The 24,518-nt window shown below is 72.1% G+C and carries 17 protein-coding genes, 2 rRNA genes and 1 pseudogene (1 of these 20 only partly in view); 12 read left to right on the top strand and 8 right to left on the bottom strand.

What is annotated here, in order from left to right; all coding sequences use genetic code 11:
- Positions 1 to 2,262: ribosomal RNA gene (locus ACWH4W_RS02770) — 23S ribosomal RNA — on the top strand; it begins 864 nt to the left of the window's first position.
- 90 nt (positions 2,263 to 2,352) lie between these two features.
- Positions 2,353 to 2,469, top strand: a 5S ribosomal RNA gene (gene rrf / locus ACWH4W_RS02765).
- A gap of 77 nt (positions 2,470 to 2,546) precedes the next feature.
- On the opposite strand, the gene ACWH4W_RS02760 is transcribed toward rrf, so the two are convergent.
- From ACWH4W_RS02760 to ACWH4W_RS02740, 5 genes are read right to left on the bottom strand one after another with little or no spacing between them, the layout of a single operon-like run.
- Complete coding sequence (locus ACWH4W_RS02760) at positions 2,547 to 3,857, bottom strand: DUF58 domain-containing protein (protein ID WP_473074257.1); 1,311 nt, start codon at positions 3,855 to 3,857, stop codon at positions 2,547 to 2,549.
- Positions 3,857 to 4,846: an AAA family ATPase gene (locus ACWH4W_RS02755; RefSeq protein ID WP_473077394.1), complete on the bottom strand. Its 990-nt coding sequence runs from the start codon at positions 4,844 to 4,846 to the stop codon at positions 3,857 to 3,859. The genes ACWH4W_RS02760 and ACWH4W_RS02755 overlap by 1 nt, the downstream gene beginning before the upstream one ends.
- Positions 4,846 to 6,039 carry a DUF4350 domain-containing protein gene (locus tag ACWH4W_RS02750; RefSeq protein ID WP_473074256.1) on the bottom strand — a complete coding sequence of 398 codons (1,194 nt, stop codon included), beginning with the start codon at positions 6,037 to 6,039 and terminating at the stop codon, positions 4,846 to 4,848. The genes ACWH4W_RS02755 and ACWH4W_RS02750 overlap by 1 nt, the downstream gene beginning before the upstream one ends.
- On the bottom strand, positions 6,036 to 6,788 hold the full coding sequence (locus ACWH4W_RS02745; RefSeq protein WP_473074255.1) for a DUF4129 domain-containing protein: 753 nt from the start codon (positions 6,786 to 6,788) through the stop codon (positions 6,036 to 6,038). Before ACWH4W_RS02745 ends, ACWH4W_RS02750 begins: the two co-directional genes overlap by 4 nt.
- 4 nt (positions 6,789 to 6,792) lie before the next feature.
- Complete coding sequence (locus tag ACWH4W_RS02740; protein ID WP_473074254.1) at positions 6,793 to 8,106, bottom strand: glycerophosphoryl diester phosphodiesterase membrane domain-containing protein; 1,314 nt, start codon at positions 8,104 to 8,106, stop codon at positions 6,793 to 6,795.
- A gap of 141 nt (positions 8,107 to 8,247) precedes the next feature.
- Here ACWH4W_RS02740 and mtnA point away from each other — a divergent pair.
- The 7 genes and pseudogenes from mtnA to ACWH4W_RS02705 all read left to right on the top strand — a co-directional run bounded on the left by mtnA (position 8,248) and on the right by ACWH4W_RS02705 (position 17,069).
- Positions 8,248 to 9,394, top strand: a pseudogene (mtnA, locus tag ACWH4W_RS02735) (S-methyl-5-thioribose-1-phosphate isomerase).
- Between the two features lie 4 nt (positions 9,395 to 9,398).
- Complete coding sequence (gene mtrA / locus ACWH4W_RS02730; RefSeq protein WP_004987303.1) at positions 9,399 to 10,088, top strand: two-component system response regulator MtrA; 690 nt, start codon at positions 9,399 to 9,401, stop codon at positions 10,086 to 10,088.
- A gap of 1 nt (position 10,089) precedes the next feature.
- Entirely contained in the window at positions 10,090 to 12,228 is a 2,139-nt protein-coding gene (gene mtrB, locus ACWH4W_RS02725) for an MtrAB system histidine kinase MtrB (RefSeq protein ID WP_473074253.1), read from the top strand.
- Entirely contained in the window at positions 12,218 to 14,062 is a 1,845-nt protein-coding gene (locus tag ACWH4W_RS02720) for an LpqB family beta-propeller domain-containing protein (RefSeq protein ID WP_473074252.1), read from the top strand. Before mtrB ends, ACWH4W_RS02720 begins: the two co-directional genes overlap by 11 nt.
- Positions 14,063 to 14,161: 99 nt before the next feature.
- On the top strand, positions 14,162 to 15,112 hold the full coding sequence (locus tag ACWH4W_RS02715; protein WP_473074251.1) for a ComF family protein: 951 nt from the start codon (positions 14,162 to 14,164) through the stop codon (positions 15,110 to 15,112).
- Positions 15,113 to 15,425: 313 nt separating this feature from the next.
- Positions 15,426 to 16,118 (top strand): ribosome hibernation-promoting factor, HPF/YfiA family, encoded by a 693-nt coding sequence (gene hpf, locus ACWH4W_RS02710; RefSeq protein WP_473074250.1) that lies wholly within the window; start codon positions 15,426 to 15,428, stop codon positions 16,116 to 16,118.
- 204 nt (positions 16,119 to 16,322) lie between these two features.
- Entirely contained in the window at positions 16,323 to 17,069 is a 747-nt protein-coding gene (locus ACWH4W_RS02705; RefSeq protein ID WP_473074249.1) for a response regulator, read from the top strand.
- Positions 17,070 to 17,090: 21 nt separating this feature from the next.
- Here ACWH4W_RS02705 and ACWH4W_RS02700 read toward each other — a convergent pair whose 3' ends face one another.
- Positions 17,091 to 18,278: a winged helix-turn-helix domain-containing protein gene (locus ACWH4W_RS02700; protein ID WP_473074248.1), complete on the bottom strand. Its 1,188-nt coding sequence runs from the start codon at positions 18,276 to 18,278 to the stop codon at positions 17,091 to 17,093.
- 48 nt (positions 18,279 to 18,326) lie between these two features.
- Positions 18,327 to 18,896: a GNAT family N-acetyltransferase gene (locus ACWH4W_RS02695; protein ID WP_473074247.1), complete on the bottom strand. Its 570-nt coding sequence runs from the start codon at positions 18,894 to 18,896 to the stop codon at positions 18,327 to 18,329.
- A gap of 278 nt (positions 18,897 to 19,174) precedes the next feature.
- Here ACWH4W_RS02695 and secA point away from each other — a divergent pair, with 278 nt between their 5' ends.
- Positions 19,175 to 22,015, top strand: coding sequence for a preprotein translocase subunit SecA (gene secA / locus ACWH4W_RS02690; protein ID WP_473074246.1), 2,841 nt, complete (start codon positions 19,175 to 19,177; stop codon positions 22,013 to 22,015).
- Positions 22,016 to 22,082: 67 nt separating this feature from the next.
- Here secA and ACWH4W_RS02685 read toward each other — a convergent pair whose 3' ends face one another.
- Complete coding sequence (locus ACWH4W_RS02685; RefSeq protein ID WP_473074245.1) at positions 22,083 to 22,493, bottom strand: Rv3235 family protein; 411 nt, start codon at positions 22,491 to 22,493, stop codon at positions 22,083 to 22,085.
- 649 nt (positions 22,494 to 23,142) lie between these two features.
- On the opposite strand from ACWH4W_RS02685, the gene ACWH4W_RS02680 reads away from it, so the two are divergent.
- Entirely contained in the window at positions 23,143 to 23,649 is a 507-nt protein-coding gene (locus ACWH4W_RS02680; protein ID WP_473074244.1) for a DUF6912 family protein, read from the top strand.
- A gap of 21 nt (positions 23,650 to 23,670) precedes the next feature.
- Positions 23,671 to 24,345 (top strand): HAD family hydrolase, encoded by a 675-nt coding sequence (locus tag ACWH4W_RS02675; RefSeq protein WP_473074243.1) that lies wholly within the window; start codon positions 23,671 to 23,673, stop codon positions 24,343 to 24,345.
- Positions 24,346 to 24,518 lie beyond the last annotated feature (173 nt).

Below are 24,518 nucleotides of genomic sequence, written 5' to 3'. Positions count from 1 at the left end.
GATGACCTGTGGTTAGGGGTGAAAGGCCAATCAAACTCCGTGATAGCTGGTTCTCCCCGAAATGCATTTAGGTGCAGCGTCGTGTGTTTCTTGCCGGAGGTAGAGCACTGGATAGGCGATGGGCCCTACCGGGTTACTGACCTTAGCCAAACTCCGAATGCCGGTAAGTGAGAGCGCGGCAGTGAGACTGTGGGGGATAAGCTCCATGGTCGAGAGGGAAACAGCCCAGAGCATCGACTAAGGCCCCTAAGCGTACGCTAAGTGGGAAAGGATGTGGAGTCGCAGAGACAACCAGGAGGTTGGCTTAGAAGCAGCCACCCTTGAAAGAGTGCGTAATAGCTCACTGGTCTAGTGATTCCGCGCCGACAATGTAGCGGGGCTCAAGCGTACCGCCGAAGTCGTGTCAATCCAGCAGATAGCCCCAACGGGTGCTGGGTTGGGTAGGGGAGCGTCGTCTGCCGGGTGAAGCAGCCGCGTAAGCGAGTTGTGGACGGTTGACGAGTGAGAATGCAGGCATGAGTAGCGATTCACACGTGAGAAACGTGTGCGCCGATTGACTAAGGGTTCCTGGGTCAAGCTGATCTGCCCAGGGTAAGTCGGGACCTAAGGCGAGGCCGACAGGCGTAGTCGATGGATAACCGGTTGATATTCCGGTACCCGCTGTGGAGCGTCAAACATCGAATCCAGTGATGCTAAGCCCGTGAAGCCGCCGGCTGAGTCTTCGGACGAGGTCGGAGTGGTGGAGCCGGTGACCCGAGCTGGTAGTAGGTGAGTGATGGGGTGACGCAGGAAGGTAGTCCATCCCGGGCGGTGGTTGTCCCGGGGTAAGGGTGTAGCCCGAGTGGTAGGCAAATCCGCCACTCATCAGGGGTGAGACCTGATGCCGAGCCGATTGTGGTGAAGTGGATGATCCTATGCTGTCGAGAAAAGCCTCTAGCGAGTTTCATGGCGGCCCGTACCCTAAACCGACTCAGGTGGTCAGGTAGAGAATACCGAGGCGTTCGGGTGAACTATGGTTAAGGAACTCGGCAAAATGCCCCCGTAACTTCGGGAGAAGGGGGGCCACACCTGGTGAGGGGCTTTACGCTCTGAGCTGGGGGTGGCCGCAGAGACCAGCGAGAAGCGACTGTTTACTAAAAACACAGGTCCGTGCGAAGCCGTAAGGCGATGTATACGGACTGACGCCTGCCCGGTGCTGGAACGTTAAGGGGACCGGTTAGCTCACTTTCGGGTGGGCGAAGCTGAGAACTTAAGCGCCAGTAAACGGCGGTGGTAACTATAACCATCCTAAGGTAGCGAAATTCCTTGTCGGGTAAGTTCCGACCTGCACGAATGGCGTAACGACTTCTCGACTGTCTCAACCATAGGCCCGGTGAAATTGCACTACGAGTAAAGATGCTCGTTTCGCGCAGCAGGACGGAAAGACCCCGGGACCTTTACTACAGTTTGATATTGGTGTTCGGTTCGGCTTGTGTAGGATAGCTGGGAGACTGTGAAGCCTGGACGCCAGTTCGGGTGGAGTCGTCGTTGAAATACCAGTCTGGTCGTGCTGGATGTCTAACCTGGGTCCGTGATCCGGATCAGGGACAGTGTCTGATGGGTAGTTTAACTGGGGCGGTTGCCTCCTAAAGGGTAACGGAGGCGCCCAAAGGTTCCCTCAGCCTGGTTGGCAATCAGGTGTTGAGTGTAAGTGCACAAGGGAGCTTGACTGTGAGACCGACGGGTCGAGCAGGGACGAAAGTCGGGACTAGTGATCCGGCGGTGGCTTGTGGAAGCGCCGTCGCTCAACGGATAAAAGGTACCCCGGGGATAACAGGCTGATCTTCCCCAAGAGTCCATATCGACGGGATGGTTTGGCACCTCGATGTCGGCTCGTCGCATCCTGGGGCTGGAGTCGGTCCCAAGGGTTGGGCTGTTCGCCCATTAAAGCGGTACGCGAGCTGGGTTTAGAACGTCGTGAGACAGTTCGGTCCCTATCCGCTGTGCGCGTAGGAGTCTTGAGAAGGGCTGTCCCTAGTACGAGAGGACCGGGACGGACGAACCTCTGGTGTGCCAGTTGTTCTGCCAAGGGCATGGCTGGTTGGCTACGTTCGGGAGGGATAACCGCTGAAAGCATCTAAGCGGGAAGCCTGCTTCGAGATGAGGACTCCCACCCACTTGATGGGGTAAGGCTCCCAGTAGACGACTGGGTTGATAGGCCGGATATGGAAGCACGGTAACGTGTGGAGTTGACCGGTACTAATAGGCCGAGGGCTTGTCCTCAGTTGCTCGCGTCCACTGTGTTGGTTCTGAAACCATGAACAACCCCATGCCGTGGTCACGGCATGCGGCTGGTTGTCAGTTTCATAGTGTTTCGGTGGTCATAGCGTAGGGGAAACGCCCGGTTACATTCCGAACCCGGAAGCTAAGCCTTACAGCGCCGATGGTACTGCAGGGGGGACCCTGTGGGAGAGTAGGACGCCGCCGAACAATTCTTATAAGAGAGCCCCCGTGCCGAATGGCACGGGGGCTCTCTGCGTTTCCGGGGGGAGGGCGCCCCCCTTCTTTTACAGCCGTCCCGCCGATTTCAGTGCCAAGTACGCGTCCGCAAGCGCCGGCGCCAAGTTCTCCGGCGTCGCGTCCACGACCGTCACCCCGCGGCGTCGGAGCTGTTCGGCTGTGCGGTCGCGTTCCGTGTGGGCCTGTGCGGCCGCCGCTGCCTCGTACACCGCGTCGACGTCTCCGCGGCCCCGGGCCATGGAGGCCACGTGCGGGTCGGCCACCGACGCGAGCAGGACCGTGTGGCGCTGCGTCAGCCGGCTCAGGACGGGCAGCAGGCCCTCCTCCACCGGCGTCGCGTCCAGCGTCGTCAGGAGCACGATCAGGGAGCGGCGCGGGGCCGTACGGAGCGCTGCCGCCGTCAGGCCGCGGGCGTCCGTCTCGACCAGTTCGGGTTCCAGTGTGGCCAGCGCGTTCACCAGGGACGGCAGGACGTCGCCGGCCGCGCGGCCCTGGACCAGGGCGCGTACCCGGCGGTCGTAGGCCAGCAGGTCGACGCGGTCGCCGGCGCGGGAGGCCAGGGCGGAGAGGAGCAGGGCCGCGTCCATGGAGGCGTCCAGACGCGGTGCGTCACCGACCCGGCCTGCGGAGGTGCGGCCGGTGTCGAGGACGAGCAGGATGTGGCGGTCCCGCTCCGGGCGCCAGGTGCGTACGGCGACCTCCGTCTGGCGGGCGGTGGCGCGCCAGTCGATGGAGCGGGTGTCGTCGCCGGGGACGTAGGCGCGGAGGCTGTCGAACTCGGTGCCCTCGCCCCGGGTGAGGACGCTGGTGCGGCCGTCCAGTTCGCGTAGGCGGGCCAGCTTGGAGGGCAGGTGCTTGCGGCTGGTGAAGGGCGGCAGGACGCGGACCGTCCACGGGACCTTGTGGGTGCCCTGGCGGGTGAAGAGGCCGAGGGGGCCGTAGGAGCGGACGGTGACGCGGTCCGCCCGGCGGTCGCCGCGGCGGGTGGGGCGCAGGCGTGTGGTGACGCGGCGCCGTTCGCCCGCGGGGATCGTCAGCCGTGTCCGGGAGGACTCCGGCTCCGTGCCGGGCGTCCAGCTGCTCGGCGGCCAGGCGTCGCGGACGCGGGCGCTCAGCGGACGGCGCGACGGGTTGGTGATCGTGAGGGTGACGTCGGCGGTGCCGCCGAGGCGTACGGAGGTGTCGCCGGAGCGGGTCAGGCCGAGCCCGCGCACCGGCGCGGCCAGGGCGTAGTCGCAGGCGCACGCGACGGCCAGGGGCGCGTTGACGGCGAGGAGGCCCGTCCAGCCGGGTTCCCAGATGCCGACCGGGAGGGAGCCGAGGGCCGCGAGGAGGGCGGCGCGTCCGGTGGGGGCCATCAGCGGGGGACGGGGACGTGGGAGAGGACCGCGTCGATGACCGAGTCGGCCGTCACGCCCTCCATCTCGGCCTCCGGGCGCAGCTGTATGCGGTGGCGGAGCGTGGGCAGGGCGAGGGCCTTCACATCGTCGGGGATGACGTAGTCACGGCCGGTCAGCCAGGCCCAGGCGCGGGCGGTGGCGAGCAGCGCGGTGGCGCCTCGGGGGGAGACGCCGAGCGTCAGGGACGGCGACTCGCGGGTGGCGCGGCAGATGTCGACGACGTACGCGGTGATCTCGGGGGAGACCGTGGTGGCGGCGACGGCGCGGCGGGCGGCCTCGAGGTCGGCGGCGTTCGCGACGGGGCGTACGCCGGCGGCGCGCAGGTCGCGCGGGTCGAAGCCCCGGGCGTGCCGGGTGAGGACGTCGATCTCGTCCTGGCGGGAGGGGAGGGGGATCGTCAGCTTGAGGAGGAAGCGGTCGAGCTGCGCCTCGGGCAGGGGGTAGGTGCCCTCGTACTCGACGGGGTTCTGGGTCGCGGCGACCAGGAACGGGTCGGGGAGGGCGCGCGGGGTGCCGTCGACGGTGACCTGGCGCTCCTCCATGGCCTCCAGCAGGGACGACTGGGTCTTCGGGGGCGTGCGGTTGATCTCGTCCGCGAGGAGGAGGTGGGTGAAGACCGGGCCGGGCTGGAAGGAGAACTCGGCGGTGCGGGCGTCGTAGACGAGGGAGCCGGTGACGTCGCTCGGCATCAGGTCGGGGGTGAACTGGACGCGCTTGGTGTCGAGTTCGAGGGAGGCGGCGAGGGCGCGGATCAGCAGGGTCTTGGCGACGCCGGGGACGCCCTCGAGGAGGACGTGGCCGCGGCAGAGCAGGGCGACGACGAGGCCGGTCACGGCGGGATCCTGGCCGACCACGGCCTTGGCGATCTCCGCGCGCAGGGCCTCCAGGGCGGCCCGGGCGGCGGCCGGGTCCCCGGCGGGCGCGGCGTTGTCGGTGGTCGGGTCCATCATGGACGGCGTACCTGCCTTTCGAGGGCGTCGAGTCGGTCGGCGAGCCGGATCAGAGCCGCGTCGTCGCCGGGGGGCGGGCCGAAGAGAAGCGTGTGGAGGGACTGTCCGTCGTCGTCGAGGCGGGCGGACAGTGCGGGGAGCAGGGCCTCGGGCGCGTGCGCCTGGGAGCCGGGGATGCCGACGAGGGGGGCGAGGCGGGTGCGGGTGGCGGAGCGGAGCGCGAGGGCGGCGCGGTCGCGGGCGTCGGCCTTGCGGTAGAGGCGGGCGCGGCCTTCGACGGTCTCGGAGGCGCGGATCGCCACGGGGAGTCTCTCGGGGACGAGGGGGCCGAGACGGCGGGCTCGCCACGCGGCGGCCAGGGCGGCGGCGACGAAGAGCTGGAGGGTGCCCCACAGCCAGCCGGAGGGGAGCAGGTCGAAGAGGCTCTTCCGGTCCTCGGCCACGGCTGAGGCGTCGGCGGGTGAGGGGAGGTACCAGACGAGGTGGGGGCGGGAGCCGAGGAGCTGCAGGGCCAGCGAGGCGTTGCCGTGTTCGTCCAGGCGGTCGTTGAGGAGGATGTCGGGGGCGCCGAGGAGGACGGTGTCGCCGTCGCCGGAGGGGGCGGGGACGCGCAGCAGGGTGGCCAGGCGGTGGCTGCGGTAGCACTCGTCGGCGTCGGGGTGGGCGGAGGAGTAGCGGATGCCGCCGGTGTCGGCGGAGCCGGCGCGTCGGGCGGCGGGCAGGTCGCAGCCCGGTTCGAGGGTGGAGTCCAGGCTGTTGGCGGGGTCGGCGGTGACGCCGGGGGCGAGGCGCTCCACGGAGGCGGGGCCGGGGGCGACCAGGACGGTGCGGCCGCCGGAGTCCTCGGTGGCCTGGCGCAGCCGTGTCTGCTGGCGGGGCGTCAGCAGGTCCGGCACGGCGACCAGCAGGGTGGTGTCGGGGCCGGCCGCGTCGGCGGCCTCGTCGAGCGTGGTGACCGTGCGGGTGCCGACGCCGCGGTCGGCGAGCAGTTCGGCGACGGCGCGGCTGCCGTGGGGGTCGGCGGAGCGCGGGTCGAGCCGGCCGTGCCGGGCGTCGGAGCGGACCGCGGCGATGGCGACGGCCGCGACGAGCAGCAGCACCAGCGCGAGGGCGACGCCCCGCGTGCGCGTCCACACCTGGCGGGCGGTGGGGGAGGCCGAGGTGGGCGGGGAGGTGGCCTCGGTCGTCATCCGGCGGCTCCGTGGGGGGCGTCGGGGTCCGTGCCGCGGGCGCCGCTGCCGGCGAGGGCGGGCTTGGTGCGTTCCAGGTCGCCGTCGAGGGCGGCGAGCCGCCGGTACGCGTCCTCCGTGGCGGCCCGGCCGCCGTAGGTGACGTCGTCGAAGTCGCGGGCGGCGGTGCGCAGCCGGTCGGTGTGTCCGGGCAGGGCGCGGCCGGCCTCGGCGGCGGCCTCGTCGGCGGTGCGGCCGGGGCGGGGGTCGAGGAGGGCGCGTTCCTCCAGGGCGCGGACGACGGCCCGCATGCGTTCCTGGACGGCCTGGTTCCAGTGTCCCTGGGCGGCGTGCGCCTCGGCGGCCGCGCGGTGCTCGGCGGCGCTGCGGGGACGGTCGTCGAACAGGGCGGGCGCGGTGACCGGCCGGCGGCGCGGGGCGCCCAGGCGCCACCACAGGGCGGCCACGACGGCGAGGGCGGCGGCGGCGATCACGGCCAGGCCGAGCGCGCCGCCGGGTGTCGCGGTGGAGGCGGCGCCGAGCAGCTCGCCGACCCAGTCCCAGAAGGCCTCCAGCGCCTGCTGGAGCCAGCTGGGGTCGTTCTCGTGGTAGATCTGCTTCGACAGCTCCCGCCGGGCCGCCTCCCGCGCGGGGTCGCGCGGGAGGGTGACGGGCGGTTCGCCGTCGCCGCGCGCCAGCAGGCGTACGGCGGTGTCGGTGGCCGTGGGCAGGGCCGGTACGGCCTGGAGAACTCCCCCCGCGACGGTCACCGCATCAGCTCCCGCCGGTGGTGTCGGCGCCCTGGACGCCCGCGGCGCGGGCCAGTTCGAGGTCGAGGGCCTCGCGGCGGATGCGCTGGTCGATGTAGAGGAGCACGGTGACGCCGGCGGTGATCGGGAACGTGATCATGGAGCCGATCACCGAGCCGACGCCGCTGATGATCAGGAAGGTCCAGCCGATGTCCCCGCCCGTGGTCTCCAGGAGGCCGGCGCCGCCGCCGCTGAACGCGGCGGCGAGGAAGGTGAAGGGGATGATGATGATCGCCGCGACGACGTAGGCGATGATCGCGGCCAGCAGCTGGATGCCGAAGATCCGCCACCAGGAGCCGCGCACCAGCCGGGCGGAGCGGCGCATCGCCCTGACGATGCCCTGCTTCTCCAGCATCAGCGCGGGGGAGGCCAGCGAGAAGCGGATCATGAGCCACACGGTGATCACGGCGGCGGCGAGCAGGCCGAGGACGGTGAGTCCGGCGCCCACCGTCGCGCCGGCCGAGACGCTGACGAGGATGCCGGGCAGCGCGCCGGCGGCGACGGCGCCCACCGCGATGAGTCCCAGCAGGACGATCAGGCCGAACAGCTTGAGGATCTGGGGACGGGCGTCGCGCCAGGCCTCGGCGGTGGTCACCGGCCGGCCGAGCACGGCGCGGCTGGTGACGGTGGTGAGCAGGGCGGTCGCCGCGACCGTGCCGACCAGGGTGATCCCGTAGAGCACGGCGGAGCTGAGCAGGAGGTCGCCCATGACGTCGGTGAGCTCGTCGAACGTGGCGCTGGGGTCGTCGAGCACCTCGGTATTGGCGTCGTCCAGGACGAAGCGCTGCAGCAGCACCGCGACGATCTCGGTGAGGACGGCGAGGGTCAGCGAGATGCCGAGGACCGTGCGCCAGTAGGTGCGCAGGGTCGACACGGCGCCGTCGAGGAGCTCGCCGACGCCGAGGGGGCGCAGCGGGATGACGCCGGGCTTCGCCGCGGGCGGGGGGCCTCCCCAGCCGTTGCCCCAGCCTCCCCAGGGAGCCTGGCCGCCGGGTCCGCCGGGCGGCGGGGCGCCCCAGCCGGGGCCGGGGGGCGGCGGGGTCTGGCCGGGGCCGCCCGCACCGGGGGTGCCGGTGGGCGCGGACCACTGGCCGGCGGGAGGCTGGTCCCTGGACCACTTCACGCCCGGCTCCCGCGGGGCGTCACCCGGCTGCCGCGGCCGGTCGGCGGACTGCTCGGGGTCCGGACGGCCGTCGGACCCGGCGGGTCCGGACGCGCCCGGTTCGTGCCCGCCGGACGGGGCGGATCCGGGCGAGGCCCAGCCCGGAGTGTCGTTCATCGTCGCTCCTTCACGGTGCCCGGCCGCGGTCGCGGTGGCGGCTTGGGCAGCCATCGTGCCATGCGGTGGTTCCCGGCGGTCCTGCCGAGGTCGGGGCAGCTCGCCTTCTATTGTCCGCGCTCCAGGGGGCAGACTGGCCGCATGGCTGATCAGTACGCGCACAGCGGTGACGACAAGCGGCCGACCGGGATGCCGGCACTGCGCTGGGAGGAGCCTCCCGAAGGTCCGGTCCTGGTCCTGCTCGACCAGACGCGGCTCCCGGCCGAGGAGGTCGAGCTGGTCTGCACGGACGCGCCCGCACTGGTGGAGGCGATCCGTTCGCTCGCCGTGCGCGGCGCCCCCCTGCTGGGCATCGCGGGCGCCTACGGCGTCGCGCTCGCGGCCGTGCGGGGCTACGACGTGGACGACGCGGCGGCCGCGCTGGAGAGCGCCCGGCCCACGGCGGTGAACCTGGCGGTCGGGGTGCGGCGGGCGCACTCCGCGTACCGGGCGGTGGTGGACGGCGGCGGCGACCCGCGGCAGGCGGCCGGGGCGGCGCTGGCCGCCGCGCGGCGGCTGCACCGGGAGGACGCCGGGGCCAGCGCCCGGATGGCGGCGCACGGGCTGGCGCTCCTCGACGAGCTGATGCCCGGCGGCGGGCACCGGATCCTCACCCACTGCAACACCGGTTCGCTGGTGTCGGGCGGCGAGGGGACGGCGTTCGCGGTGGCGCTGGCGGCGCACCGGGCGGGGCGGCTGCGGCGCCTGTGGGTGGACGAAACGCGTCCGTTGCTGCAAGGTGCTCGCCTGACGGCGTACGAGGCGGCCCGCAGCGGCATGGCGTACACCCTGCTCACCGACAGCGCGGCGGGATCGCTGTTCGCGGCGGGCGAGGTGGACGCGGTGCTGGTCGGCGCGGACCGCATCGCGGCCGACGGTTCGGTGGCGAACAAGGTGGGGAGCTATCCGCTCGCGGTGCTCGCGCGGTACCACCACGTGCCGTTCATCGTGGTGGCTCCGGTGACGACGGTGGATCCCCGGACGCCGGACGGGGCGTCCATCGAGGTGGAGCAGCGTCCCGGTCATGAGGTGACGGAGATCACGGCGCCGCAGGTGCCGACGGCCGGTGCGGAGGCGGGAGGCGGGATTCCGGTGGCTCCCCTGGGGACGACGGCGTACAACCCGGCGTTCGACGTGACACCGCCGGAGCTGGTGACGGCGATCGTCACCGAGGGGGGCGTGGTGTCGCCCGTGACGTCCGAGGCGCTGGCCGCTGTGTGCCAGGTCACGCCAGGTAACGATTAGCTAATGGGATGATGTCGTTTATGAAGGGACGAGTCCTTGTCGTCGACGACGACAGCGCACTGGCCGAGATGCTCGGCATCGTGTTGCGCGGTGAAGGTTTTGAGCCGTCTTTCGTGGCCGACGGCGACAAGGCGCTGGCCGCCTTCCGTGAGACCAAGCCGGATCTGGTCCTCCTCGACCTGATGCTCCCCGGCCGGGACGGCATCGAGGTCTGCCGCCTGATCAGGGCGGAGTCCGGGGTGCCGATCGTGATGCTCACGGCGAAGAGCGACACCGTCGACGTGGTGGTGGGCCTGGAGTCCGGGGCCGACGACTACATCGTCAAGCCGTTCAAGCCGAAGGAGCTGGTCGCCCGGATCCGAGCGCGGCTGCGCAGGTCCGAGGAGCCGGCGCCGGAGCAGCTCGCCATCGGCGACCTGGTGATCGACGTGGCCGGTCACTCCGTGAAGCGGGACGGGCAGTCCATCGCCCTGACTCCGCTGGAGTTCGACCTGCTGGTCGCCCTCGCGCGCAAGCCGTGGCAGGTCTTCACGCGCGAGGTGCTGCTGGAGCAGGTGTGGGGCTACCGTCACGCGGCCGACACCCGCCTGGTCAACGTCCATGTGCAGCGGCTGCGCTCCAAGGTCGAGAAGGACCCGGAGAAGCCCGAGATCGTGGTGACCGTCCGTGGCGTCGGATACAAGGCAGGACCGAGCTGACATGCCCGGTGACAGTGCCGCTTCGGCGCCCGGCCGGTCCGGGGACCGTCCGGGGCGGCCTGTCGGCCGGAGGACGGCCGCCACCCGCTGGCGCCACCTCTTCGACGGCGACCTGCTCCAGGGCGGGGTCCAGGGCAGCCCGGTCGTCCGGCTCGTCATGCGCTGGGTGCGGCGTCCGCTGCTGCCCGTCATGCGGCTGTGGCGGCGCAACATCCAGCTCAAGGTCGTCGTCACGACACTGCTGATGTCGCTGGGCGTCGTCCTGCTGCTCGGCTTCGTCGTCATCGGCCAGGTGCGCAACGGACTGCTGGACGCCAAGGTGAAGGCGTCGCAGAGCCAGGCCACCGGCGGTTTCGCCGTGGCCAAGCAGCAGGCCGAACAGGCCGTGAGCGTCACCGGCGAGGAGGGCGCCGCGCCGGACGGCCGCCCCTCGCAGAGCGTCATCCAGTGGATGAGCGACCTCGTCGCCTCGCTGTCCAGCGGCGGCCAGGGCGCCTTCGACGTGGTCACCCTGCCGTCCGGCGGCGACAGCGGCAGCGGACGCGGACCGCGCGCCTCCGGCGGGGTCAACCCGGCCGCCAGCGTCCCCGCCGCGCTGCGCGAGCGGATCGACACCAGCGCGACGGCCGCGCAGAGCTACACGCGCATCGTCTACGCCACCGACAAGGAGTCCCAGCCGGCCCTGGTCATCGGCAAGCAGGTCAACGACCCCAACGGCGACCCGTACCAGCTGTACTACCTCTTCCCGCTCACCCAGGAGGAGAAGTCGCTGAGCCTGGTCAAGGGCACCCTGACGACCGCCGGACTGTTCGTGGTCGTGCTGCTCGGGGCGATCGCCTGGCTGGTGGTGCGGCAGGTGGTCACGCCGGTGCGGATGGCCGCCGGGATCGCCGAACGGCTGTCCGCCGGGCGGCTCCAGGAACGCATGAAGGTCACCGGCGAGGACGACATCGCCCGGCTCGGCGAGGCCTTCAACAAGATGGCGCAGAACCTCCAGCTCAAGATCAGCCAGCTCGAGGACCTGTCGCGGATGCAGCGCCGGTTCGTGTCGGACGTGTCGCACGAGCTGCGCACCCCGCTGACGACCGTGCGGATGGCCGCGGACGTCATCCACGAGGCGCGCGAGGACTTCGACCCGGTGACCGCGCGGTCGGCGGAGCTGCTCGCCGACCAGCTCGACCGCTTCGAGTCGCTGCTCGCCGACCTGCTGGAGATCAGCCGCTTCGACGCGGGCGCGGCCGCCCTGGAGGCGGAGCCGATCGACCTGCGCGAGGTGGTGCGGCGCGTGGTCAGCGGCGCGGAGCCGCTCGCCGAGCGCAAGGGCACCACGGTCAAGATCGTCGGGGACCAGCAGCCCGTGGTCGCCGAGGCCGATGCGCGGCGCGTGGAGCGGGTGCTGCGCAACCTGGTCGTCAACGCCGTCGAGCACGGCGAGGGCAAGGACGTCGTCGTCAAGCTGGCCGCCGCGGGGGGCGCGGTGGCGGTCGCGGTGCGCGACTACGGGGTCGGACTCAAGCCCGGCGAGGCCGCGCGCGTGTTCAGCCGCTTCTGGCGGGCCGACCCGGCCCGCGCCCGTACCACCGGCGGTACGGGGCTGGGGCTGTCCATCGCCCTGGAGGACGCGCGGCTGCACGGCGGCTGGCTGCAGGCGTGGGGCGAGCCGGGCGGCGGCTCGCAGTTCCGGCTGACGCTGCCCAGGACGGCGGACGAGCCGCTGCGCGGGTCCCCGATACCCCTGGAGCCCAAGGACTCGCGCCGCAACCGCGGCGGCCTCGACGACGCGGGGCCGCCGCGCGGCGGCGACGGCGAGAAGCGCGCCACGGTGCCGGTGCGGCAGCCCGGCGCGGGCGACCCGGCGCCCTCGTCCCGCGATCCGCTGGGCCGCAGGCCCGGCACGTCGACGCCCACGGCCGACCCCACCGCCCTGCCCGGCAACGGCGCGCGCGTGGTGGCCCGGTCGGGCAGCACGCGCATGACGCCGGGCACGGCGCCCGGCACGAACGCGGGGGCGGAGGCGGGGCCCTCCGGCCCCCCGGGCCCCTCCGGCGGGGCGGACGACGGCCGGGCGGCGGCCGACGGGAACGGAGACGGTGATCCGCGCGGTGCGGAGAAGGACGGGGAGGCCACGCGTGGGCGGTGAGCGTGTGAGGCGCGGGCGGCGGACGCCGGCCCGGGCGGTGACGTACGCCGCCTGCGGTGTCGTCCTGCTGGCCGGGTGCGCCTCGATGCCGGACAGCGGTGGCCTGCGCGGGGTGGAGTCCACACCGCGCAAGGACGCGCAGGTGCGGGTCTACGCCGTGCCGCCGAGCGACGACGCCACCCCCACCCAGATCGTCCAGGGCTTTCTGGAGGCGTTGACCAGCGACGACGCCGACTACGAGACCGCACGCCAGTACCTGACCCCGGAGGCGTCGAAGTACTGGCGGCCGGAGCAGTCCACCACCGTGCTCTCCGACGGGCCCGGCGCCCGCGCCGACCGGGAGATCAGGGAGGACAGCACCGCCCTGACGTACACGCTGACCGGCACCAAGTTCGCCACCGTGGACGCGCAGCAGGCGTACGCGCCCTCCTCCGGCCTCTACAACGAGGTCGTGCGGCTGGTGAAGGACGAGAAGAGCGGTCAGTGGCGCATCGACGCGGTGCCGCAGGGCGTCGTGATGGGCACGTCGGACTTCCAGCGCAACTACACGTCCTTCAACAAGTACTACTTCGCCTCGAACGTGGACGTGGACGGCTCGTCCCTGCCGATGGCGGTCGCGGACCCCGTGTACGTGCGCCGGCACGTCGACCCCACGACGCGGATGGTGCGCTCGCTGATCTCCGGGCCGACGAGCTGGCTCGACCCCGTGGTCCGCTCGAGCTTCCCCGCGGGGACCCGGCTGCGCGAGGGCACGGGTCCGCTCACCCCGGACGACCGGGGCACGCTCACCGTGCCGCTCGACGACCGGGCCGGCGACATCGGCACCGGCCGCTGCGAGGAGATGGCCGCCCAGCTGCTGTTCACGCTGCGCGACCTCAGCCCCGCGGTGGAGGAGGTCGAACTGCGGGCCGACGGCGGGCAGCTGTGCTCGCTCACCCAGGACGGCGCCGAGACCGTCGCCACCCGGGGCGCGCTGAACCAGCCCGACTACCTGTACTTCCTCGACGAGCAGCACAAGCTCGTCCGGATCGCCGCGGGCAGTTCCAGCCCCGATCCCGACCCCGACCCGGCGCCCGGGGCGCTCGGGCAGGGTGAGCAGGGGCTGCGCTCGGTCGCGGTCGCGCGGGACGAGCGCACGGCGGCCGGCGTCGGCCTGAACGGCCAGGCGCTGTTCGTCTCCGCCCTGGCGCAGGGCTCGTCCCTCGGCGAGCCGGTGCTGCGCAGCCGGGGCGGGGCCGAGCAGGACCGGCTGACCACGCCGAGCTGGGACGCCCAGGGCGGACTGTGGGTCGCCGACCGCGATCCGGCCCGCCCCGGTCTCTACCTGCTGGCGAAGGGCGCCGGCCAGCCGTTGCGGGTACGGACGCCGGGGCTGGACGGCCGCATCCAGGCGGTCCGGGTGGCCGCCGACGGGGTGCGGATCGCCCTCGTCGTGGAGAAGGGCGACGAGCGGTCCCTGCTCATCGGGCGGATCGAGCGCAGCGGCCCGGACGAGGCCGGGTCGACCGGGCGCCCCACGGTCACCGTGGTGGAACTGCGCTCGGCGACGCCCGAGCTGGAGCAGGTCACCGCCATGTCGTGGGCCGGGGACAGCCGGCTCGTGGTCGTCGGCCGTGAGCACGGGGGCGTGGAGCAGATGAAGTACGTCGAGGTCGACGGCTCCACGCCGGACGTGCCGCCGCCCGCCGCGCTGACCGGGGTGAAGGCGCTGACGGCCGCCGCGGACGAGACCGCGCCGCTGGTGGCGTACTCGGTGGACGGCATCGTCCGGCTGCCGTCCGGGGCGCAGTGGCAGAAGGTGACGCAGGGGACGGCACCGGTCTATCCGGGGTGAGGGCCGGCCTGCCCGGAGCCTCCGGGGCGGCCCGACGGGCTGGTCGGACGGTTGTCCACAGGGGTGGCCGGGCGGTCGGGGCGTTGGCACAGTGAGCCCATGCGGAGCTGGTGGCAAGACCTCACCGACCTGGTGCTTCCGGCCGAGTGCGGCGGATGCGGCAGGACCCGCGCCGTGCTCTGCGACCGGTGCCGCGCGGCGCTGAGCGGCGGTGCGCCGCGCCGGGTGCGGCCGGCGCCCGCGCCGCCGGGACTGCCGCCCGTGCACGCGGCCGCCCCGTACGCCGACGAGGTGCGCGCCGTGCTGCTCGCCCACAAGGAGCGTGGCGCCCTGGCCCTCGCCCGGCCGCTGGGCGAGGCCCTGGCGGGCGCGGTGCGCGCGGGGCTCCGGGCACCGGCTGGGCACGGGTCCCGGGGCGGCAGGGGTACGACGGCGGACGGGACGGCGCGCGGCCCGGTGCTGCTCGTCCCCGTGCCGTCCGCCCGGCGGGCCGTGCGGGCGCGCGGGCACGACCCCGCACGGCGGATCGCGTACGCGGCGGCCGGTGAGCTGCGGCGCACGGGGGTGCCCGCCGCGGTGCTCGCCGCGCTGCGGCAACGGCGCCCGGTGGCCGACCAGTCGGGGCTCGGCGCACGGCAGCGGCTGGCCAACCTCGCGGGCGCCCTCGCGGTGGCGCCGGGGTGCGCCCGGCTCCTTCGGCGCGGCCGGGTCGTGCTGGTCGACGACCTCATGACGACCGGGGCGACCCTCGCCGAGGCGGCGCGCGCGGTGCGGGCCGCGCCGGACCCGCCCGGCCCGGAAACGGAACCGGCCGGAATGGGCCGGGCGGCATCGAGCGATTCGCGGCCCGCGTCCGTGTACCCGGGTGAGACAGGGGAAGGGTCAGGACAACAGCGGAAACCGCCGTCGGCGTGGCGCGGAGCGGACCGGCAGCCCGGCCGGCCGCCGGAGGAGACGGGCGGGAAGGGAAGCGCCGGCGGAACGCCCGGCGTGGTGTGCGCGGCCGTCGTGGCGGCGTCGCCAGATGCGTTCGGAATACACCGGAACTGACCGAGAACTTACGTCGTTGCAGGTGATCAGAGGGTTAATTCGCCTGAATGGAGGTACGTCGCGGTAAAGGGTGACGCCATCCGTCCGCGCGAGATATGTTCGGTTGTGAGGGAAAGCCGCAGGCCAGTCCCCTCTGATCGGAATGCGGTGGTGCGGGCTTTTCCGACATCACCCGCACCGGTGGACTGGAGATCTCGCTCGTGGGGGAGGAGGTGGACGTCACCGAGTCCGAGGCTCCGGACGACACCGGAGCCTGGTCCAAAAGGGAGACACATCCGCAGCGAAGCGGAGTGATCCGGGAACGGAGTTCTGCGTGGACATCGTCGTCAAGGGCCGCAAGACCGAGGTGCCCGAGCGGTTCCGGAAGCACGTGGCCGAGAAGCTGAACCTGGAAAAGATCCAGAAGCTCGATGGCAAGGTGATGAGCCTGGACGTCGAGGTGTCCAAGGAGCCCAACCCCCGACAGGCCGACCGCTGTGACCGGGTGGAGATCACGCTCCGCTCCCGCGGTCCGGTGATCCGGGCGGAAGCGGCGGCGAGCGACCCGTACGCGGCGCTCGACCTGGCGGCGGAGAAGCTGGACGCCCGGCTGCGCAAGCAGCACGACAAGCGATTCTCACGGCGCGGCGCGCGCAGGATCCCCGCGGCCGAGGTTCCCGACCACGTGCCCGGCGTGGCCACCCTCAACGGGGCCGGTGCGAGCACGGCGCGGGAGGAGGAGCAGGCGGTCCCCACGAAGAAGATCGGTTCCCTGGAGGTCCAGGGGGACGGACCGCTGGTCGTCCGCGAGAAGACCCACGTGGCCGCGCCCATGACCCTCGACCAGGCGCTCTACGAGATGGAGCTGGTCGGACACGACTTCTACCTCTTCGTCGACTCCGAGACCAAGGAGCCCAGCGTCGTCTACCGGCGCCACGCCTACGACTACGGCGTGATCCACCTCAGGACCGACACGATGGTCACCGAGAACAACTCCCCCGAGGCGGGCGGAACCCTCGGCGGCTGACCCGCCGGGCGACAGCACAGCAGGTGCCCCTGGTGCGCGTGTGCGCCCCCAGGGGCACCGGCGTGCCACCGCCCGGCGCCCACACCGGCGGCCCGGTGCCGGTGCGGCATGGAATCATGGCGGCAGCGGCTCAACCGGTGGGCCGTTGCCTTGGGTTGGCGATGGTCAGGACCACAGGCCGCAGCCTTCAGGGGGAGGAACGCGATGGCGGACAGCTTCGGACCGATGCGGGACGGGGATGCCGGCGACGGCGTCGTCGGCATGGGCCCGGACGCGGACACTCCACGCCAGGAGCCGATCAGGGTCCTGGTGGTGGACGACCACGCGCTGTTCCGCCGCGGTCTGGAGATCGTGCTCGCCGCCGAGGAGGACATCCAGGTCGTCGGCGAGGCCGGGGACGGCGCCGAGGCCGTGGAGAAGGCCGCCGACCTGCTGCCCGACATCGTCCTGATGGACGTGCGGATGCCCAAGCGGGGCGGCATCGAGGCCTGCACCTCCATCAAGGAGGTCGCCCCCAGCGCCAAGATCATCATGCTGACGATCAGTGACGAGGAGGCCGACCTCTACGACGCCATCAAGGCGGGCGCGACCGGCTACCTCCTCAAGGAGATCTCCACCGACGAGGTGGCCACCGCCATCCGGGCCGTCGCCGACGGGCAGTCGCAGATCAGCCCCTCCATGGCGTCGAAGCTGCTCACCGAGTTCAAGTCGATGATCCAGCGCACCGACGAGCGCCGGCTCGTCCCCGCGCCCCGGCTGACGGACCGCGAGCTGGAGGTCCTCAAACTCGTCGCCACGGGGATGAACAACCGGGACATCGCCAAGGAGTTGTTCATCTCCGAGAACACCGTGAAGAACCACGTGCGCAACATCCTGGAGAAGCTCCAGCTCCACTCCCGGATGGAGGCCGTGGTCTACGCGATGCGGGAGAAGATCCTCGAGATCCGCTGACCCGGCGGACCGCAGCGGGGCTCAGGCGAGCAGCCGGGCCAGCTCCGCCGTGAGCGCCTCGCGCAGCTCCGGCGCGTCCAGCCGCTCCACCCGGACGTCCACGCAGTTCACCCAGCCCGCCGCCTCCACCAGCGCCCGTGCCACCGCCGGCACCGCCGTACGGCCGTCCAGCGTGACCTGCTTGGCGACTAGCGTGCGGCCCTCCCGCGCCGGGTCCACCCGGCCCACCAGCCGCCCGCCCGCCAGCACGGGCATCGCGAAGTAGCCGTGGACCCGCTTGGCCTTCGGGACGTACGCCTCCAGGCGGTGGGTGAAGCCGAAGATCCGCTCCGTGCGCGCCCGCTCCCAGACCAGGGAGTCGAACGGCGACAGCAGCGTCGTGCGGTGCCGGCCACGCGGCGGGGAGGCCAGCGCCTCCGGATCCGCCCAGGCCGGCTTGGACCAGCCCTCGACCGTGACGGGCACCAGTCCCGAGTCGGCGATCACCGCGTCGACCTGCTCGCCCTTCAGCCGGTGGTAGTCGGCGATGTCCGCGCGGGTCCCCACCCCCAGCGCCCGGCCGGCCAGCCCCACCAGCCGGCGCAGGCACTCCGCGTCGGACGGCTCCTGTGCCAGCAGACCGGCCGGGACGGCCCGCTCGGCCAGGTCGTAGACCCGCTTCCAGCCGCGCCGCTCCACGCACACCACCTCGCCGTGCATCAGGGCGCGCTCCACGGCGACCTTGGTGCCGGACCAGTCCCACCACTCGCTGGTGCGCTTGGCGCCGCCCAACTCGGTTGCGGTCAGCGGGCCTTCGGTACGCAGCTGCTTGACGACCTGGTCGTACACGCCGTCGGGCAGATCGTGGTGCCAGTGCGGGCGGTCGCGGAAGGCGCGGCGGCGGAAGGCGAAGTGCGGCCATTCCTCGATGGGGAGGATGCACGCGGCGTGCGACCAGTATTCGAACGTGTGCGCGGGCTGGTCGCCCTGCTTCCAGTACGCCTCCTCCACCGCCTTGCGGCCCACCGCGCCGAGGCGGGCGTACGGGATCAGCTCGTGCGAGCGGGCGAGGACGGAGATGGTGTCGAGCTGTACCGCGCCCAGGTGGCGCAGGACGCCGCGCACGCCGGCGCGCCGGTCGGGGGCGCCGAGGAGTCCCTGGGCCCGCAGGGCGATGCGGCGGGCCTCGTCGGCGGAGAGTTCCGTGATCGGACGCGGGAGGGTCGTCATACGTCCGCACCCTAGAGGGCCGCACTGACAACGGCGGGCGTCCGCACGTCAGACCTTGGCGGGCACGTACGGGGTGGTGGAGGGAAGGCCCAGGTCGGAGGGGAGCAGGGACCCCACCCAGCCGTCCCGCAGCACCCCCTTGTTGACGAGCGAGGACCGCAGCACCCCCTCGACGGTGAAGCCGGCCCGCTCCGCCACCGCGCGGGAGGCCGTGTTGCCCACCTCGGCGCGCCACTCCACGCGGTCGATCGACATCTCGGTGAAGGCCCAGCGGCACGCGGCCACCACGGCCTCGGTGATGTAGCCGTTGCCGCGGTGCTCCTTGGCGCCCCAGAAGCCGATCTCGCCCGTCGCGAAGGAGCGCAGGGTGATGCTCAGCATGCCCGTCAGCTCCCCGGCGGGCAGGAAGACGCCGAAGGTGAACATCGAACCGTTCGCCCAGCCGTCCGGGGCGATCTGCTCCGTGAAACCCCGCGCGTGCTCGGGCAGGTACGGCGAGGGAATCGTGGTCCAGCGCAGGATGTCCGGGTCCTGGCAGATCCGGAAGACCGCGTCGGTGTCCTGCGGGCCGACGGCGCGCAGCAGCAGACGGCCGGTGGTGAGCGTGACGGGTTCCATCGGCCGATTCTGCGCAGGTCGCGGGGGGCGGCGCCATCCCTTCGGCTGTCGGTGAAACGATGATCACTCCGCGTGTGATTCACCGGACGCCCGCGGCACCATCGGGGCGTCCGGGACGTTGTCCGGGTAGCGGCCGTACCACGGTTCGGCCGCGGCGGACGGTCACCGCCCCGGCAGGCCTCCCGGCGTGACGGGGTCCTCGCATACGATGGCCGTTGCTCAGTCAGTGAAACGGAAACCGACCGTCCCAGGCCCGACCGGCAAGGAGACCAACCCCCGTGTCCGTCCTCTCGAAGATCATGCGTGCAGGCGAAGGCAAAATCCTGCGCAAGCTGCACCGCATCGCGGACCAGGTCAACTCCATCGAAGAGGACTTCGAAGGCCTCTCCGACGCCGAGCTGCGGGCCCTCACCGACGAGTACAAGGAGCGCTACGCCGACGGTGAGAGCCTGGACGACCTGCTGCCCGAGGCCTTCGCCACGGTCCGCGAGGCCGCCCGGCGCGTCCTGGGCCAGCGCCACTACGACGTCCAGATCATGGGCGGCGCGGCCCTGCACATGGGGTACGTGGCGGAGATGAAGACCGGTGAGGGCAAGACCCTCGTCGGCACCCTGCCCGCGTACCTCAACGCCCTGTCCGGCGAGGGCGTCCACATCATCACGGTCAACGACTACCTGGCCGAGCGCGACTCGGAGATGATGGGCCGCGTCCACAAGTTCCTGGGCCTGAGCGTCGGCTGCATCCTCGCCAGCATGACGCCGGCCCAGCGCCGCGAGCAGTACGCGTGCGACATCACCTACGGCACGAACAACGAGTTCGGCTTCGACTACCTGCGCGACAACATGGCGTGGTCGAAGGAAGAGCTGGTGCAGCGCGGCCACAACTTCGCCATCGTCGACGAGGTCGACTCCATCCTCATCGACGAGGCCCGTACGCCGCTGATCATCTCCGGTCCCGCGGACCAGGCCACCAAGTGGTACGGAGACTTCGCCAAGCTGGTCAAGCGCCTCAAGCGCGGCGAGGCCGGCCAGCCGCTGAAGGGCATCGAGGAGACCGGCGACTACGACGTCGACGAGAAGAAGCGCACGGTCGCCATCCACGAGTCCGGCGTCAGCAAGGTCGAGGACTGGCTCGGCATCGACAACCTGTACGAGTCGGTGAACACCCCGCTCGTGGGCTACCTGAACAACGCCATCAAGGCGAAGGAGCTCTTCAAGCGCGACAAGGACTACGTCATCATCGACGACGAGGTCATGATCGTCGACGAGCACACCGGACGCATCCTCGCCGGCCGCCGCTACAACGAGGGCATGCACCAGGCCATCGAGGCCAAGGAGGGCGTGCCGATCAAGGACGAGAACCAGACGCTCGCCACGATCACGCTGCAGAACTTCTTCCGCCTCTACAAGCGCCACGACCACAACGGCAAGGAACTGCCGGGCCTGTCCGGCATGACCGGTACGGCCATGACCGAGGCCGCCGAGTTCCACCAGATCTACAAGCTCGGCGTGGTGCCCATCCCGACCAACCGGCCGATGGTCCGCAAGGACCAGTCGGACCTGATCTACCGCACCGAGGTCGCCAAGTTCGAGGCGGTCGTCGACGACATCGAGGAGAAGCACCGCAAGGGCCAGCCGATCCTCGTCGGCACCACGTCGGTCGAGAAGTCCGAGTACCTGTCGCAGCAGCTCAGCAAGCGCGGCATCCAGCACGAGGTGCTGAACGCCAAGCACCACGAGCGCGAGGCGCAGATCGTCGCCCAGGCCGGCCGCCGCGGCGCCGTCACGGTGGCCACCAACATGGCCGGCCGTGGTACGGACATCAAGCTCGGCGGCAACCCCGAGGACCTCGCGGAGGCGGAGCTGCGGCAGCGCGGCCTCGACCCCGAGGAGCACATCGAGGAGTGGGCCGCGGCCCTGCCGGAGGCGCTGGCGCGCGCCGAGGAGGCCGTGAAGGCCGAGAAGGAGGAGGTCGAGAAGCTCGGCGGCCTCTACGTCCTCGGCACCGAGCGGCACGAGTCGCGGCGCATCGACAACCAGCTGCGCGGCCGCTCCGGCCGTCAGGGCGACCCGGGCGAGTCCCGCTTCTACCTCTCGCTCGGCGACGACCTGATGCGGCTGTTCAAGGCGCAGATGGTCGAGCGCGTGATGTCCATGGCGAACGTGCCGGACGACGTGCCGATCGAGAACAAGATGGTCACCCGTGCGATCGCGTCCGCGCAGTCGCAGGTGGAGACGCAGAACTTCGAGACGCGCAAGAACGTCCTGAAGTACGACGAGGTGCTCAACCGGCAGCGCGAGGTCATCTACGGCGAGCGCCGCCGCGTCCTGGAGGGCGAGGACCTGCAGGAGCAGATCCACCACTTCATGGACGACACCATCGACGCGTACGTCCAGGCGGAGACCGCCGAGGGCTTCCCCGAGGACTGGGACCTGGACCGGCTGTGGGGCGCGTTCAAGCAGCTCTACCCGGTGAGCGTCACCGTCGAGGAGCTGGAGGACGCGGCCGGCGACCGGGCCGGTCTGACCGCCGAGTTCATCTCCGAGTCCGTCAAGGACGACATCCGCGCCCAGTACGAGGCGCGTGAGGCGCAGCTCGGCTCCGAGATCATGCGTGAGCTGGAGCGCCGGGTCGTGCTGTCGGTGCTGGACCGCAAGTGGCGCGAGCACCTCTACGAGATGGACTACCTCCAGGAGGGCATCGGCCTGCGCGCGATGGCCCAGAAGGACCCGCTGGTCGAGTACCAGCGCGAGGGCTTCGACATGTTCAGCGCGATGATGGACGGCATCAAGGAGGAGTCCGTCGGCTACCTGTTCAACCTGGAGGTCCAGGTCGAGCAGCAGGTCGAGGAGGTGCCGGTCGAGGACGTCAAGCCGACCGCCGACCTGGAGAAGCAGGACGCGGTGCCCGCGCAGGCACGGCCGGAGATCCGCGCGAAGGGGCTGGACGCCCCGCAGCGGCGGAACCTCCACTTCTCCGCTCCCACGGTGGACGGCGAGGGCGGCACGATCGAGGGCGAGCTGGCCACCGACGACGAGCCGGTGCGCTCGCCGGCGGACGGCCTGACCCGCGCGGAGCGCCGGAAGCAGGCGCGGGGCGGGCGTCGCCGCAAGAAGTGACGCCGCCGCACCGCCGGCCGGGGCCGGGCACCTGAGGGTGCCCGGCCCCGGCCGTTCCGGCCCGCTGTCAGCGGGGGCCGCCGAGCTCGACGGCGGTGCAGCGCCAGCGCAGGTCCCGGCCGCGCTCCAGCCGGAACGCCATGGCGCGGAGCCGGTCCCCGGCGCCGATCCGAGCGAACGCCTCGATGGCGCCCTCCCGCGGCACGAACCATCCGATGTCCCGTACGACGGGCCGCGCCCCGCGCGTCCGCAGCGGCCCCCGCTCCGCGAGCCGGATCAGCTCGTCGTAGGCCTGTCCGGCACTGTGCCGCAACATCGCGTGCACGGGCCGCTGACCGCTCAGCACGGCGACGAGCAACTCGGCGAACCGGTCGGTGGGACGGGGCTGCGGGACGCCGGGGGACGCCCCGCCCGGGCGCGTGGGCGCGGTGCCCGACGGCACCCTGCGCCGGTGCTCGGACGCCGCGGCGACCGGCACGCGCCCGTGGTCTTCGCGCGCCGTGACGCCGGGCACGCGGCCCCTGTCGCCGGACGACCGGCCGGCGTCCTGGGGCGGCGTGCCAGCGGGTGTCTCGGTCCGGTGGTCAGGGGCACCGGGGGGCGTTCCGCCTCCGGAGCCGTCCCGGGCGGGGCGGCTCCGGAGGGACGGTGCGCGGCCCGCGGGGCGGTTGTCGGCCGGGCGTGTCCGGCGGGGTGCGGTGGCTCTGGGGCGGTCCGCGCCCGGTGCGGGGGACAGGGGGGCGCCGGCTGTGGGGACGCGTGGGGGGACGGCCGCGGGGGAGCGGCGTGGCGTTCTGCTCATGACCTTGTGCACGAGGGGCCCCGTTCTGAAGGCCGGGCCGGCGGGGGGAGCCGGGTACCGGGCGGTAACTTCGTGACGGGGATCTTGTACGGGGGCGTACGGGGGCGGGGCAAGGAGGGAGAGGGCCGGTCGGGGAGGGGCGGGAAGTTCACCTATCAGGGTGGCCGCCCGTGCGGCGGGCCCCGGCTCGCGGGGGTGGGACGGGTGACGTCGCGGACGTGGGTTGACGGCCGCGAGGGGGTCGGTGAGGACTCGAAGGGGGACGGGCGGGACGTATTCTGAGACCTTGCCGAGAAGTGATCCGAGCTGACGAAAGCGGCCGACCATGCGCGTCTACGTCCCCCTGACCCTCCCCGGTCTCGCCGAGGCGCACAGGACGGGGCAGCTGGGCGACGGGCCGTTCACCGCGTACGCCGTGACGCCCGCGCTGCGCGAGTGGTACCTCTCCGACGACATCGAGGAGCTGGAGTACGCCGCGCTCGGCCGCGCCGCGCTGGCCTCCCTGCGCCTGCTCGCCGCCGACCCCGACGCCCCCCGGCGCCGGGTCGTGGTCGCCGTGGACGTGGCGGACGGCGCGGCCTGTGCCGACCCCGGCCGGGGCCCGGACCCGGCCGCGCCGGGCGAGGTGCGCCTCGCCGGGGCCGTACGGCTGGCGAAGGCGGCCGCCGTGCACGTGGACGCGGAGGACGCCGAGGAGGACGTGGCGGCCGCGGCGCGGGCGCTGGACGCGGCGGACGGGGGCGACGAGGACGCGCGGTTCGTCGTGGACGGCGCGGAGGGCCACGAGCTGCTGTGGTTCGCGACGCAGGAAATCCCGCAGCTCGTCGCCTGACCGCCCGGGTAGGTTCTGCGCATGGGGACGCACACGGACGCACACATCGTCTGGGACTGGAACGGCACGCTCTTCCACGACGTCGACGCGGTCGTCGCGGCGACGAACGCGGCCTTCGCCGAGCTGGGCCTCGAGCCTCTCACGCTGGAGCGGTACCGGGAGCTGTACTGCGTGCCGGTGCCGGCGTTCTACGAGCGGCTGATGGGCCGGCTGCCCAGCCAGGCCGAGTGGGAGCGGATGGACGCCGTCTTCCACCGGCACTACACCGAGCACCGGGTGCGCTGCGGACTGGCCGACGGCGTGGAGGACCTGCTGACGGGGTGGGCGTCGGCGGGCCGCAGCCAGTCGATCCTCAGCATGCACGGGCACGAGGACCTGGTCCCGCTGGTGGAGACCTTCGGCATCTCGTCCCACTTCCTGCGCGTCGACGGGCGCACCGGCCCCTCCGGCGGCAGCAAGGCGGAGCACATGGTGCGCCACCTGGGCGCGCTGCGCGACAGGGTGGACCCGCGGCGCACGGTGGTGATCGGGGACGCGGCCGACGACGCGCTGGCCGCGCGGCACGCGGGCGCGCGGGCCGTGCTCTACACCGGCGGCTCGCACGGCCGGGCGAGCCTGGAGACGGCCGGGGTTCCGGTGGTCGACACCTTGAGCGAGGCGGTGGCGGAGGCGGAGCGCCTGGCGGCCTCCGGCTGACCGGGAAGACCCGGCCGCACTGTGCGAAACGTCAAAGTTCACCCCCCGGTTTTGTACACATACGGCTCATGACGGGGCCCCTCCGGGGGGCGATAGCCTAGGTGGCGTGATCAGCGCGATAGCTCGCGGGGACCGTGGCGTTCCCGCTGTGCGCCCGGGGAGCACGGACGACG

The organism is Streptomyces sp. DSM 120436, assembly GCF_055778765.1.
This window is presented reverse-complemented; position numbering and strand designations above follow the sequence as displayed.